The sequence below is a fragment of the Synechococcus sp. R55.2 genome (genome assembly GCF_047462075.1).
Classification (GTDB): domain Bacteria; phylum Cyanobacteriota; class Cyanobacteriia; order Thermostichales; family Thermostichaceae; genus Thermostichus.
Map to the genome: position 1 here is coordinate 1 of NZ_JANSIH010000444.1, position 14,296 is coordinate 14,296.

Genomic DNA, 14,296 nt, shown 5'->3' on the forward strand with positions numbered 1-14,296 from the left:
AAGTGCTGTCGCAGAACCAGTAACAAGAATCCCCTGCCTAAAAGCGGGGGGGTATGTCAAAATCCCTTGCAAGTTGTCTACATGGGTAATGTGGTAGATTTTGGGACTTTCTGGAATTGGCGCCATACCTCCGCTCTACGATGCAGCTTTGAAAAAGGCAGAGCCAGATGCGCTTCAGTCGGAACGAGAGTTGAGACCGACAGGCTTTTGAGCAGTGGAGCTCTCGCTTGGCTCCGGCAGGTAGAGCCGTTCTTCCGAGGCGTCATACTCAAATAGCTCCGCATAGCGTCCCCAGTCAATGGCGGTGGCAAACTGCCGTTCGGCTTCAGCGTGGGGGAAATGTTCATCCCAGAGATCCAAAAAGAAATCCGCCCGCATGGAGCGGCTGCCTTTTTCTTCCAGGGTCTGCAAGATGCTGCGGAACACGGGAACCCGTGCCAATAGCTGTTGTCGGAAGAGATCCTTGCTGCGCAGGATGGTGGTGTTGGCAAAGTCCTGGCCAATTTCGGTCAGTTGCACCACCCCGCTGGCCACCTCGGCAAAGCCCAACAGCACCGCCGCATCCAAAATCGGCAGCAGATCGTCCACGGCCAGTTGCAGCCGCTCGGCCAAATCGGCAATCTCCGCCCGCCCTTGCGGCCACTCCACGATCAACTCCAGCAGACCGCTGATCCCGCCCACCCGTGCATGGGGCAGAGGCAGGGCATAGGGGGAAGTGGCCTTATCACCAGCCAGCGCAGGCAGAGCCACCTCTCCGGTAACAGCAATTTCGGGGTTGGTCATGATCTCGTAGATGTAGTCCACCAAGGACTTGAAGCGGGGATCCGTGCGCTCGTGGGGCCGCGGCAGATCTATTCTCACCTCCCCCCGGATCCGCCCCGGGTTGGATCCCAGAATCACCACCCGATCCGCTAAAAACACCGCCTCTTCGATGTTGTGGGTAACGATGAGGATGCTTTGGGAAGGGAAGGCTTGCGCATTCCACAGCTCATCAATTTCCCCCCGCAGGTTTTCCGCCGTCAGCACGTCCAAAGCGCTAAAAGGCTCATCCATAAACAGCACCTTGGGCTCCAAGACAAAGGCGCGGGCAAAGCCCACCCGCTGCTTCATCCCCCCCGAAAGCTCCTTGGGGTAAGCGTTCTCAAACCCATCCAAGCCCACCAGGTCAATGGCCTTCAGGGCCCTTTGCCGGCGGATCTCGCGGGGGATCCCTCGGGCTTGCAGCCCCAGCTCCACATTTTCTTGCACCGTCAGCCAGGGTAGGAGAGCAAAGCTCTGAAACACCATCGCCACATCGGGGTTAGGCCCGCGTAGAGGCTGGCCGTTGCTCAGCACCCGCCCTTGGCTGGGGGGGATCAGGCCCGCCATGATGCGCAAAAGGGTGCTTTTGCCACTGCCGCTGCGGCCCAGCAGAGCCAAGACCTCCCCTGCCCGCACTTGCAAATCAATTTGGCTTAAAACGGTAAACTCCCCCTTGCCCTCTGGCAAAGGAAAGCGCTTGTAGACTTTCTCAACCTCAATTAAAACGGGGGAAGCTGCAGAGCTCATAGAGAGATTGCCTCAGAAACTGAAAAGACTAAAGGTGATATTTTTCTTCTGCCAACCGATACAGCCGTCGCCAGAAGAGGCGGTTAAGGCCCACCACAAACAAGCTCATCATGCCAATGCCCAAGGTAATGCGGGGCCAGTCCCCCACCGAGGTTGCCTCGGCAATGTAGGTGCCCAACCCCGTAGCCGTCAGGGTGGTGGATCCCCAGGCCACAATCTCCGAGACAATGCTGGCGTTCCAAGCGCCGCCGCTGGCCGTGACTCCCCCGGTGACCCAGGCGGAAAAGATCCCTGGAATGATCAGCTTTCGCCAGCGCTGCCATCCTCGTAAGCCCACATCCACGGCCATTTCTCGCAAGTCCGTGGGGATGCTTTGGGCACCGGCAATGGAGTTGAAAAGGATATACCACTGTGCTCCCAGCGACATAAGCAAAATGCTGCCCCACTCAATGCTGATCTGGGTGCGGATAAAAAACAACGTGGCAAAAGGAAAGAGGAAATTGGCGGGAAAAGCTGCCAGAAATTGCACCACCGGCTGCAGCAGTTTTGCCAGCTTTGGATTAAAGCCAATGGCCACCCCAATGGGAGTCCAGATCACCGTGGCGAACACCAGCAACACGCTAACCCGCAGCAAGGTGAGGATCCCCAGCCCAAAGCTCAGCAGCACCTCCCCAAAGCCCACAGTGGTGGCCACAAAATCAACAATCCAAATCCCAATGCCGCCAATAGCTATCCAGGAAAGCTGAGTCAGCAGCCGCTCGCGGCGTCGCTCGACCTCAGGACTAAGGGGATCCACCCAACGGGGGCGAGTTAAGTGGGACAACAGCCGATCCACCAACTCTGCCAAGGGGGACAGCCAACTGCCGATCAGCCGCGGGATCCGCGCCGTGGTCAGCAGATCGTACAGCCAGGATTCGGGGGCAGCAGCCCCGCTGCTCTGTTCCAGGCGAAACTTATCCGACCAAGCCACCAAAGGTCGCCAGAAGAGCTGATCCACCAGCAGGATCACCCCGGCCATGGTCAGGAGCGCCCAGCCCAGCTTGGGCAGATCCTCCGCCTGGACGGCCGCTTCCACATAGGATCCCAGGCCCGGCAGCGTGTATTCCTGGTTGAGCACGCTGATGGCTTCGCTGGCTGCCACAAAGAACCACCCTCCGCCAAAGCTCATCATGGCGTTCCAGATGAGGCCCACCATTGCCGCCGGCACTTCCAACTGGGTAAAGCGCTGCCACCCCGACAGGCGATACAAGGTAGCCGCTTCCACCAACTCTTGAGGCAGCGTGCGCAGGGATTGGTAGAAGGAAAAGGTCATGTTCCAGACTTGGCTGGTGAAGATGGCAAAGATAGAAGCCGCCTCCAGCCCCAGCAAGCTGCCGGGAAAAAGGGCAATGAAACCGGTAACCGTAATGGAGAGAAATCCCAACACCGGCACCGATTGCAAGACATCCAACAGAGGGATCAAAATGCGCTCGGCCCAGCGGCTTTTGGCAGCAATGTAGCCATAGATCAAGGTAAAAAGGGTGGAAAAGGCCAAGGCAATGAACATGCGCAAGGTGGAGCGGGCCGCATAGTAGGGCAGGTTGCGCGGATCCAAGTCGATCCGGGGCACCACCGCCGGGGGCTGAAACCGCTCAAAAGCCCCTACCCCCACCTGCGCCACCAAGGCCAGGAGAACCAACGTGCCCAGAATGATGGCCCCATCGGCAGCCCCCGCTGGCAGCCGACGCAGCGCCTCCGGAGAAGGAAAAGTCCTCATCTTCCCTGACCAAGCCCGGCATCCGCGCCCAGTGTACACCGTTTGCGGTTAGCCAGGATCCAGCCGGCTACTCTTCCGGCAAGTCGGGGGGAGACTCCTTCCACTGGGGATCGTCCAAGATGGCTTTTTTGGTCTGCTTGAGTTGTTTCCACAGCTCCTTGATTTGCCGGTAGGCTTCTTCCGGGGTAATTTTGCCCCCGGTTTCCAAGCTACAAATCAAGGACACTTTATTGCTAAATTCCTGCAGGTTGGCATCAAAAACTAGGTTCTGCGGCTTCACTTCGCCCCAGTAGGGATAGCGAGGCGAAATGAATTCATCTTTGTTGGGAGGTTTGTTGGGAGGAGTTGGTTCTGCCACGGCCTAACCAGGGTAAAAGAATGGTTCACAACAAGAAGGTCAACATGAAAAGCTCCATTAAAGCAGGATCTACTAGCCCAGTTTATGGGCGTTTTCTCTTAACCGGCTTGGGTACTTTTGTGGGATCTCGCAGAGGATAAAACGGCTCTTGAATAGACGCTTCCCCACGTGTCGAGGGGGTGGAACTCTTCCTAGCTTTGGGTTGGGGGGGGGAACGCTTCAGGCGTGGGCGCGGCGGCGTTTTGAGTACTGGGCCGATGGGAGTGCCCGCCTCCACATAGAGCAGGGATCCACGGCGGCGCACCTGCAGATCCCAGAAATTGCCTACCCCTTTGCCCGGCAGGGATCCAATCAGGCGCAATTTGAAGGCTTGGGGCTTGGGGGCTGCGGCTCCATCCTTCTGGACTCGCTGAGAGGGAGAGTTGGCGGAAGCTTTTTTGCCCGATTGACGGATCTTGACAATGATGAACCCTTTCTCCTGGGATTGAAAAACGACCTCGCCCCGGATGGAAAACCAATCCGGCACCACTGTTGGACGGGATCCCTCGGGGAGAGTTCGCCCCATTTCTTCTGGGGCCCACACCCCCAGCAACTGCACGTGCAGATCTTCGGTTTTGTCGCGGGTGCGAGGATAAACCACCCACAGGTAGTTGCGTTCCGGCTTCAGGTGCTTCCGTACCAGGCTCATCACCCGGCCCAGCAATACGGCATTGAGATCCAAGCCATCCGAGGTGCGCAAAATCCCGCGGGTAAAGTGCTCTGGGGAGGGGATGTATTGCCCTTCGATGAGGCCGATGGCTCGGTATTGCATCTTCTCCCCAGGCGGCGGGATGGGTTCCAGACAGACTCGCTCTCTTTCTGCCGCTTTCTTTTCCCCCAAGGTAGCGGTGGTGCTGACAACGGGCTGCAAGGACTCCGTCCCGCTGTCGCGAGCAGCACCAGGATCCTGAGCTTTTGCCGACGACAGGGATCCCTTGGCCTCACCCGTTGAGCTGGGTCTGGGGGGCCGTACCGGTCGAAAGGGAGGTCTCAGATCGGAGGACATTGTGACGGTTCCGTTGCTGTCAATTCAGAGTGCTCGGCGGCAGACATTTACCGTTGCAAAAACAGGCCATAACTTTGCTCTTGACCCAAGACCTGCTCAACACACCATTCACTAGCCTAACAACGCCCAACAGCGTCTTTCCATCCTGCTTCCATTGACAAACTCCCAGCAGGTGCCCTCGTCGGGAACTGGGGAGCCAGCAGTTGTCAACACTGTAGCCGACGTGTAGCCAATACTAGCAACTGTTCCAAGGGAATGGTTCTCAGGCCGCAGAATGTTTATCCCCCAGACAGAACCATTTCATCTTTATGGTCATTTCGATTCGAACTAGGACATTATACTCACACCCAAAACATTGAAGGTGCAGAGCCAGAAGGCTTTTCTCAGTAGCCCAGGCGTCTCACCCTAAGCTGAAACGAATAGAGTACCTGTAGTTTTTTCCAGCAACGCTGACTGGAGCCAATAGAGGTGTTTTTGCACAGCCGGGATCCAACTGGCCGATCCCCAGGGCTCTCTAAGGGCTGGATTGCATTCCCTCAGCCAAGGGGATCCATTCAGCCATCTTGAAGCTCATCGCTTAGGCAGGCGTTACCCACACCTGGGGAGTAAAACTGCCGTGTAGGCCATAGGGAATGTGGTGCCGCAATGGGATCCGCGCAACCGGGCCGGCTGTCAGGTCGGCTGCTTCTAGGATCACCACTTGAGAGCGCTGGCTGGCCGCATCAAAAACCACCGTCACGATCCACCCTGCCTCTTCTCCCTGGTCTTCTGGATTGGGGATGAACACCGGTTCTCCCACAAAGCCGCGGGGGGCAAAGCTGTACTGCTGCGTGCGGCCTGTGGCGGTATCCAGCTTGAGGATGGCTTGCAGAGGAGCATTGGGGCCAGGAGCATGGGTGGCCCCGATGTAGATGTAGCGGTGGGATCCCCCCATTCGAGCCGGGTGGATGGCCGGAAACTCCACCGAGCGATCCAGCAGCAGTTCTCGGCGCACACTGCCCGCCTTGGGATGCAGATAAAACCGCCACAGCTTGCCCGCTGGAATTTGGGCAAAGTCAATCTGCAGGTAATCGGCATCCGGCTCCAGGGCAGGGTAGTTCTCATAGAGGACGGCATCCACCACAACCCGATCCCCGACTTCGTAGCCGTTGACAAAATGGAAAACAAACCCCGGCTCCGCTTCCAGTTGCAGCGGCTTATCGCCCTGGGGAAAGAGCCAGATGCGGGTCGGCTCCCCCGGTTTCAAGGTCAAACAGGTGCCCGCCGGTTGCCAGCCCAACACAAACGGCAGGGGATTGAAAGCCAAGGGATTTTGGAAAAAGATGCGGTAGCGGGGTGTCCAGACAAAATCATGCAGAAAGGCAAAGCCCCGCAGGCGGTAATCCCGCTTTTCCACCAAGCGCCCGCGCGAGTCCAGACGGTAAAACAGCAACGTGGAGTTCTGGGCAGCCCGCACCCCAAAGGCGATGAGATCTCCCGTGTGGGGATCCCGCCGGGGATGGGCAGTGAAAGGCTGGTTGGCTGAGATCCCTCCTGCAAACGTTTCGATCCCCTCGGTGGCCAAGGTGGCCGGGTTCAGCCGGTAAGGGGCACTGGCCTCCCACAGGGCCAGCAGCTTATCTCCCTGGTAGATGACGTTGGTGTTGGCGGGATTTTTAAACCGCAAGTCGAGAAAGTTGCTCCACCAGCCGCCCGGCTTTTGGGTGCCAAACACCCCTCGGTAAAGCACCCGACCGGCTTTTTCCTCTGCTTCAAACTCGCGGGTGCGCACAAACCGGTTGCGAAAATGAACCTTCCCCTCCACAAAGGTGATGGCGCAGACCATGCCGTCGCCATCGAACGGGTGCCCGTAGCGCTGGGATCCCACCTCCAGCTTGCCTGGGCCGTTGCGAAACAGGGTTCCCCGCAACCCTGCCGGGATCCGTCCTTCGATCTCCGTAATCCAATAGTCGTACTCCTGGGATAGGGAGCGATAGCCCAATTGCCAGTCGGTGGTGCTGTAGGGAAGGGAAGCGACGCTGACCATGGAAGATCTGCATGCAACGCCCTCTATTGTTGCTTAAACTTTTGTGAAGTCGCCAGTTTTTCTGGGCCCGGATAGCCACCTTGGTTGGGATCCCCAAGATGGAGTCGCCCCGATTCGACTATGGTAGGAAATGCCCCCAAAGCGCCTGACAGGATTCACAGTACCCATGTTTGATGCCCTCTCCGAGAAGTTGGAATTGGCCTGGAGAAAGCTGCGCGGCCAGGACAAGATCACCGAAACCAACATTCAAGAAGCTCTGCGGGAGGTGCGGCGAGCCCTGCTGGATGCGGATGTCAACTTGCAGGTGGTGAAGCAGTTTATCGAGGATGTGCGGGAAGCTGCCCTGGGATCCGAGGTCATCCTGGGGGTGACACCGGATCAGCAGTTCATCAAGATCGTCCACGACGAGCTGGTGAAAGTGATGGGGGAAGCCAACGTGCCCATTGCCCAAGCGGAGCAGCCTCCCACCATTGTCCTCATGGCCGGTTTGCAGGGATCCGGGAAAACCACCACCTGCGCCAAGTTGGCTCTGTATTTGCGCAAGCAGGGCAAGAAGTCTCTCATGGTGGCCGGAGACATCTACCGTCCGGCGGCCATCGACCAGCTCAAGACGCTGGGCCAGCAAATTCAGATCCCCGTTTTCGACCTGGGCAAAGCAGATCCCGTCGAGATTGCCCGGCAGGGGGTGGAGACGGCCCGGCAGCAGGGCTACGACTATGTGATTTTGGACACTGCCGGTCGTTTGCAGATTGACCTGGAGATGATGGCAGAGCTGGAGCGGATCAAGGCGGCGGTGCAGCCCCACGAGATCCTGCTGGTGGTGGATGCCATGATCGGCCAAGAGGCAGCCAGCCTTACCCGAGCCTTCCACGAGCGCTTGGGCATCACTGGGGCCATTCTCACCAAGCTGGATGGGGACACCCGCGGTGGGGCCGCCCTTTCCATTCGCCAAGTGTCCGGTCAGCCCATCAAGTTCATCGGTGTTGGCGAAAAGGTGGAAGCGCTGGATCCCTTCTACCCGGATCGCATGGCCTCCCGCATTCTGGGTATGGGGGATATCCTCAGCTTGGTGGAAAAAGCTCAAGAGGAAATCGACCTGGGAGATGCCGCCAGCATGGCGGAGAAGATGATGACTGCCCAGTTTGATTTCACCGATTTCCTCAAGCAGATGCGCCTAATTAAACGCATGGGATCCTTGGCAGGGCTGCTGAGACTGATGCCAGGGATGGGCAAAATCAGCGAGGAACAACTGCAAAAGGGACAAGACCAACTGGCCCGCGCCGAAGCCATGATCAACTCCATGACCCCCGAAGAGCGGCGCAACCCGGATCTGTTGGCCCGCAGCGTCAGCCGCAAACGACGGGTGGCCCGCGGATCTGGCCACAAGCTGGAGGATGTCAGCCGACTGGTCAGTGATTTTCAACGCATGCGCGACATGATGCGCAACATGGGCATGGGTGGCGGTTTTCCCGGTATGGGTTGGGGGGGTGGGCGTACCTCTCTTCCCGGCGGGGATCCCAGTTGGCGCGGACGTTCAACGGCCTCTCCCTCTCGGCAACAGCCCAGCCGCAAGCCGGGCAAAGGTGGGGGCAAAAAAGGGGGCGGCAACCGCGGATTTGGGGGCAAGTAGGATAGGACTATGCCCTTCCACGTTGTTTTGGTTGCCCCAGAGATCCCGGCCAACACGGGGAATATCGCCCGCACCTGTGCAGCCACCGATACGCCTCTCCATCTGGTGGATCCTCTGGGGTTTCGCCTTTCGGATCGCTACCTCAAGCGGGCGGGGCTGGACTATTGGCAGCACGTCCAACTGTATCGCTACCCCTCTTGGTCTGCTCTGGTGCAGGCCCACCCTGAGGCCCGGTTCTGGTGTTTTAGTGTGCGCGGCAAAGCCCTCTATACGGAAGTAACCTATCAGCCGGGAGACTGGTTGGTGTTCGGCAGCGAAAGCCGGGGGTTGGATCCCATGTTTTTGGAAACCTATCCCAGCGTGCGCATTCCGTTGCGGGGGCCGGTGCGCAGCCTGAACCTCAGCAATGCCGTAGCGATTGCCCTTTTTGAGGCGCTACGTCAGCAGGGATCCCTGACAAAAGAATAAGTGGTCGGGTTGGCCCTGATATAATAGCTACTTCTCCCCGTCAGGAAGATGTGTGCTCTGCAGTATCTGCGCCCCGACTTGCTCTACCTCAAGCCCTACGACGCTGTGCCAGCCCCGGCTGCCGACAAGCTGGATGCCAATGAGTTCCCCCTCGATTGGCCGGCGGGCTTTAAGCAGAAGCTCTCCCTCCTTTGGGAAAAGGGGATCCCCAGCAACCGCTATCCCGATGCCCACCACCGGGGCCTGAAGCAGGCCATCGCCGCCTATGCCGGAGCGGAGCCAGAGCAGATCAGCCTGGGCAATGGGTCGGATGAGCTGATCCGCTCCCTGCTGATTGCCACCTGTCTGGGCGGGCGGGGCGGCATTTTGGTGGCAGAGCCCACCTTCTCCATGTACGCCATCCTGGCCCAGAGCCTGGGGATCCCGGTGGTGCGGGTTCCCCGCGACCCGGAGACGTTTGCTCTGGATCTAGAGCGATGTCAACAGGCTTTGAGGGAGCATCCGATTCGGGTGGTGTGCCTGGTGGATCCCAACTCGCCGACGGGGAATGGCCTGACGGCTGCAGAGTGGGAGTGGGTGGAAGGGCTGCCCGAAGAGATTCTGGTGATTTTGGATGAGGCCTATTTTGAGTTCAGCCGGCACACAGCCCTGCCCAAATTGGCGGAGCATCCCAACTGGGTAATCTTGCGCACCTTCTCCAAAGCCTTTCGCCTGGCGGCCCACCGGGTGGGCTATGCTGTGGGTCATCCACAGCTTATGCAAGTGTTGGATGGGATCCGCCTGCCCTACAACCTCACGGCCCTTTCTCAGTGGGCGGTTCAGATGGCTTTGGAGCATGCCGAGGAGCTTTTGGCCGACGTGACGCTAATTTGTCAGGAGCGGGAAGCCCTTTATCAAGCTCTGCAGGAGCTGCCAGGGGTGCGGGTGTGGCCCAGCCAAGCCAACTTCCTCTACTTCCGGGTGGCCGGCTGGGATCCCCAAGAGCTGCAGCGGGCCTGGCAGGAGCTGGGGACTGGTGTGCGCTACACGAGTGGGGGGCTGCGTCTGACGGTGGGCACCCCTGAAGAGAACCGACGGGCCTTGGAGCGCCTGCGCCAAATCCTGCAATAGGCCTCCCGGCCTGCGTTCGGAGCCAGCCTAGGTGGATGGGTCGGCGCGCGAAAAGCGCTGGATCAAGCTGTGCACCTGCTGCAAGTGTCGTTCGTCCAGATGCTCCAGCGCCTGGGCGATTTCCGCTCTGAGTCGGCTCTGGGTGTCGGTTTGGGCCCGCTGCAGCAGCCAACTTTGGACAGGGCTGGGGTACTCCACAAAGTCAAACGCCCAGGGATCCCGTTCGTCCAGCTCAGGTTCTGCCTGGGGCAGCTGCTCCCTCCAACGCTCTTGAGCCTGTCGAAACTCCTCCGCCAAACGATCTGTTGGGCGCCCCTCCGCTTGGAGAACCTCTTGATACCTTTGGTGGGTCACCAGCCAGCGCTGCCGAATTTGAGAGCGTTGCTGCCTGGTCAGCCTGCCGGTTCTGCTTTCGGTGAAGCGCTCGTAAAACCTGAGCGTGTCTCGGTAGTGGCCCAATCGCTCACAAGCCAAGCCTACCTCCAGGGGCTGTAGCCACCAGGCCCGCTCCATCTGTGTGCTGGTAACCACTTCCTGCAGAAAATCTCGCAGCCCAGGGGATTTGCGCCTCAAGTCTTCCCAGTTGGTCCGGATATCCCGGGCCATGGCAGCCACCAGCTCGTAGTCATGTCCCCGCTGCCACGCCTGAGGATGGGCCTGCACCGTTTTCCAGAGCTTCTCCCACTCTCGGCACTGGATCAGAACTCGCAGCATCAGCGGCCAGTCTTTCAAGCGCTCCAGACTGGTGACGACGTCGCCGATGTACTCTGCCCACTCGCCTGTGAGGGGACGTCCTGCCTCTTGCCATCGGTCCAGCACCACCGAGTCTTGGCGGTCTTTGGATAGCCACCTCACCTTGCCGGGAAGGGGTTCCAGGTGGATCTTGGCCCGGTAGTAGGGGGAATGCTCCGTTTGGCCCCCCTGATCCCAAACCTCTACCGCCCGCTCAAATTCCTGCCGATAGAAGTGACAGATACCCCAAATCTTGTAGTACTGATTCGCGAACAGCTGCCGCTGGCCGAGAAAGGCCAGACGTCCCTTCAAAGCCTCAAGGGTCTCTTGCAAAAACCAGCTGCGGGCCTCTTCCTGGGGGCAGAAAGTTCCCAAGTTGTTGAGAACTTGCTCAAGCTCTGCCAAAAATTGCTGTACACACTCTTTCCAGGTGGAATCCGTTCGTGTAAGCGGGACGAAGTCCCTATCTTTGGGGCTGACTTCAACGCTCAGCCAATCTCGCACCCGCACCACCTGTCGGAAGCGCTCCATAGACTTGACAGAGGTTCTTTGGGTCGCCACCATCAAGTCCACCAAGGGGCTGTAGTCTGGGATCCCAGGACATCCAGCAAAGTAGGCGGCGTTACGCTGCAGCTCCAACCAGGCCTTCCCTCTCCAAAAGCACTCCCAGGCTTCTCGTTTAAGATTTTTGTTGGGCAAAGCAGACTGCTCCAGGCTCAGGAACTTTTGCCCTGCGGAAACGTAATCCCTCTGGAGCTTGAGGAGCCAGGCCTGACATTCCTGTTCTAGAGGTGGTTTTTTTGCCTTCCGCGCCAGAGTTTGAACATCCTCCAGAAGTTTGAGGTTGCCCTCCTCGATGCCGCGCCTGAGAAGCTCAAGAGCTGCCTCCTGCAGATCTTCCAAGCTTGTATTGGTCCAGTACTGGATATTGATGCCTTTGACAGGGTAACCCAATACCGGTGGGTCGGTCTCCCATTCCGACCGATCCGGTTGCAGAGAAGGATGATCGAGCCAAGAGTTGGATTCTAAGCTTGGATCCCAGAACTCCCGCCAACCGGCAGAGGTGTCCACAATGGCCAGGGCCTCGATGGGGCGGGTAATGCCGACATACAATTGGTTGAGAAAATAATGGAGTTGCAGGGATATCGCCTCCCCAGCTCCTCGGGCGTAATAATTAAGCTGCCGGTTAAAGTTTTGTCGATAGGCGTTTCCAAACTTGTAGAGGATAACTTTTTTGAACTCCATTCCCTTAACAGACGTAGCAGTTTGCAGGAGCGGTGGTTTAAGATTCTGCTTCAATTCCTCGGCAAAGATCTTCTGGAGTTCGGGATCCTGACGCACGTAGTTCAGCTCCTCTCCCACAGGACAGGGTAAGATACAGACTGTTCCTGTGAGATCACTAAGCATTTTTCTAAGCTCATCTTCGATTAAGTTTCTTTCCTGACCATCCAGCACAAACCTTTGAACCGGCATGCCCTGCTCATGGGGACGCCAGGGCTGTTGGGGATAGATTTCTCGACTCTTGCTGAGAACTCGCCGCCACAGGTTGACTACATTGCTAAAACGAGTAACTTGTGGATTGCTGCGATAGTTGTTTCTCAGCTCCTGCGGGCCTGCAATCTCAAAGGGATGGCTCGGCAACAAGTAGGCGCGGATATGCTCGTAGAGATATTTTTTCAGAGCAGCCCAACGAAATCCCGTTGGGTTAATGGTTTGCAAGGGATCCCCGGCAAAGGCATAGGGCAGGCGCTCAATAGCCCAATCCAACTTGTATTTTCCCCAAGGAGATAAGCAAAAAATGATATTCAGCTCAAGTTGGGTAAAGTCCTGAACCTCATCGCAAAAAATGACTGGATGAATAGGATTAAGAGTGCCATTTTGCAGCACATCTCTGGCCAAATCTTGGTCATCCCAGTAGCCCTCATGGGTGGTTCGATCCCGGTAGCCTGGCCAAATCTCTTCGTAAATCTGCTCGAAGGCTTCTTCATCCACACTGCGGTCGGCCTCAGGCAATTCTCGGTAGCTATCGGGATCCAAATAGTCACTGACCTCATAGCCTTTGATCAGCGTGCGAATGGTGTGCCAAGCCAGCTCTACATCGCGGCGACCACAATACCAGCTCTGAAATCGATAAAAATTGACATACCGATCCGGTTGGTAGCGTTCTTGCCGCTCGGCAGGAAGGCAGTTCAGCAGGTAATCCTGAAAAGTGCTAAAAAAAGTTTGACATTGCTGAATTTCCTCCGTGGAGAAGCTGCACCCCTTCTCCCGATAGCGGTGGCTGATGCGCAAAATTGAACTTACCCTGTCGCGGGCTTGCTGCACCAAACTGGGGCTATAGGTCAAAAAGAGAGGGCGGTACTCAAGAGGTCTCTGTTTTGAAGTTTTGAGGTAGTGGCTGCAATAGTCGGCAAAGCGGTAGTACAACATCAGAGATTTGCCACTCCCGGCCCTTCCGTTGATCAGTAGGGGCATGGATGTACTCTGCAGGATTTCTTCCTCCTCCATGGACAAAGCCAAATTTCCCTCTGTGATCTCCTGCATTTCCAACCAAATGGTCTCATCCATCACCATGTAGTCGGGGTAGGCGCGACGGGCGTACCGCTTCCACACCTCCAAAGGTTGCGGGTGCTGGAGAATGTCTGGCTGCTTGGCTTTCATCCCAAAGAGGCAGGTTTGGCATCCCAGCTCAAACCGTTCCTTTTGCTCTGGGGCGTGGTCGTAAACCCCGATGAGAAATGGAAACAATCTCCCTGGCTGCTCGCACGCTTGTACCAAGCTGACGGCCAGATACAGGGATCCCTCCTGCCAGCATTTGACCTCTGCCTTCAGATAAAACGGCGGGAGCTGCCGGTAGAGCCTGCCTTCAATGTCATCTACCAATACCAAGCGGGATACTGCTTGGTAAGCCTGGCGCCGCTGCTCTGGAGAAAGGGCCCGTACTTGCCGAACCCATTCCCCACTTTCCAACACCAGCCGCTCCTGCGGATTGGGAGCATTCAAGAACTGTGTCCATTCATACAGCTCGTCGGGCAGAGGGGGGAGATGGTTTGGCGGATCCCCTGGTTCGTGCCGCTGCGCCAGCCACGCCTGCAAACGGTCATCGGGCACCCAGCTCCGCACCCGTTCTTGATAATCCGGATCTCGCCGTCGGTCTAAGAACTCCCGGTATTCGTGACTGCCTCTCGGCCAGAGGCCAAACAAAACCAGAACGGGTACCTCGCCTACATAGCGCAGCTCCCCCACCAAGCGAATGTTGTTGCGGAGATTACGCTTCCAGTAAGGGTAACGAACGTCAAACAACTGGCTCAAAAGGGTGCGACCCCCCTCTTCCAGCCGTTCTATCAATGCTTCTAGGTTGCACTGGGTTTTGCTTCCCAGAAATTCCTCCGGGCAATATACATACATGGGATCTCGCTGGGTATACCTGGAAGCCATCCTAGTGCCGGACTACTGGCGAAAATTGCCGCTGTGCCAAAAGTCTTAATTTTTTTCATAATCCCCACGTAGCCCACAACTACCTATGTAGCCATTTGCAAACTCACAAAACATCTCGATTCAAGCTTTTGTAAACTACCCGACACCCGCGCTATGCGCAGGGTGCGGGCTTTATCCCAATCCCT

General features: G+C 57.4%; 9 protein-coding genes. 3 read left to right on the forward strand and 6 right to left on the reverse strand.

Annotation, left to right across the window (positions count from 1 at the left end):
- Positions 1–174: 174 nt before the first annotated feature.
- The 5 genes from NW838_RS15070 to NW838_RS15090 all read right to left on the reverse strand — a co-directional run bounded on the left by NW838_RS15070 (position 175) and on the right by NW838_RS15090 (position 6,733).
- Positions 175–1,548: a nitrate/sulfonate/bicarbonate ABC transporter ATP-binding protein gene (locus NW838_RS15070; protein ID WP_414428318.1), complete on the reverse strand. Its 1,374-nt coding sequence runs from the start codon at positions 1,546–1,548 to the stop codon at positions 175–177.
- Positions 1,549–1,576: 28 nt separating this feature from the next.
- On the reverse strand, positions 1,577–3,304 hold the full coding sequence (locus tag NW838_RS15075) for an ABC transporter permease (RefSeq protein WP_414428319.1): 1,728 nt from the start codon (positions 3,302–3,304) through the stop codon (positions 1,577–1,579).
- A 67-nt stretch (positions 3,305–3,371) separates the two neighbouring features.
- Positions 3,372–3,662, reverse strand: a complete 291-nt coding sequence (locus tag NW838_RS15080; RefSeq protein WP_414331448.1) for a hypothetical protein — start codon at positions 3,660–3,662, stop codon at positions 3,372–3,374.
- Positions 3,663–3,744: 82 nt separating this feature from the next.
- On the reverse strand, positions 3,745–4,707 hold the full coding sequence (locus tag NW838_RS15085) for a hypothetical protein (protein WP_414384062.1): 963 nt from the start codon (positions 4,705–4,707) through the stop codon (positions 3,745–3,747).
- Positions 4,708–5,284: 577 nt separating this feature from the next.
- Positions 5,285–6,733: a carotenoid oxygenase family protein gene (locus NW838_RS15090; RefSeq protein ID WP_414428320.1), complete on the reverse strand. Its 1,449-nt coding sequence runs from the start codon at positions 6,731–6,733 to the stop codon at positions 5,285–5,287.
- A 166-nt stretch (positions 6,734–6,899) separates the two neighbouring features.
- On the opposite strand from NW838_RS15090, the gene ffh reads away from it, so the two are divergent.
- The 3 genes from ffh to NW838_RS15105 are packed head-to-tail and all read left to right on the forward strand — an operon-like array spanning position 6,900 to position 9,941.
- Positions 6,900–8,363, forward strand: coding sequence for a signal recognition particle protein (gene ffh, locus NW838_RS15095; protein ID WP_011431929.1), 1,464 nt, complete (start codon positions 6,900–6,902; stop codon positions 8,361–8,363).
- A 9-nt stretch (positions 8,364–8,372) separates the two neighbouring features.
- The gene (locus NW838_RS15100; RefSeq protein ID WP_414342486.1) at positions 8,373–8,831 is read left to right on the forward strand and encodes a tRNA (cytidine(34)-2'-O)-methyltransferase; all 459 of its coding nucleotides are present in this window, start codon (positions 8,373–8,375) and stop codon (positions 8,829–8,831) included.
- A 48-nt stretch (positions 8,832–8,879) separates the two neighbouring features.
- On the forward strand, positions 8,880–9,941 hold the full coding sequence (locus tag NW838_RS15105) for a histidinol-phosphate transaminase (protein ID WP_414428321.1): 1,062 nt from the start codon (positions 8,880–8,882) through the stop codon (positions 9,939–9,941).
- A 27-nt stretch (positions 9,942–9,968) separates the two neighbouring features.
- Here NW838_RS15105 and NW838_RS15110 read toward each other — a convergent pair whose 3' ends face one another.
- Positions 9,969–14,081, reverse strand: a complete 4,113-nt coding sequence (locus NW838_RS15110) for a hypothetical protein (protein WP_414428322.1) — start codon at positions 14,079–14,081, stop codon at positions 9,969–9,971.
- Positions 14,082–14,296 lie beyond the last annotated feature (215 nt).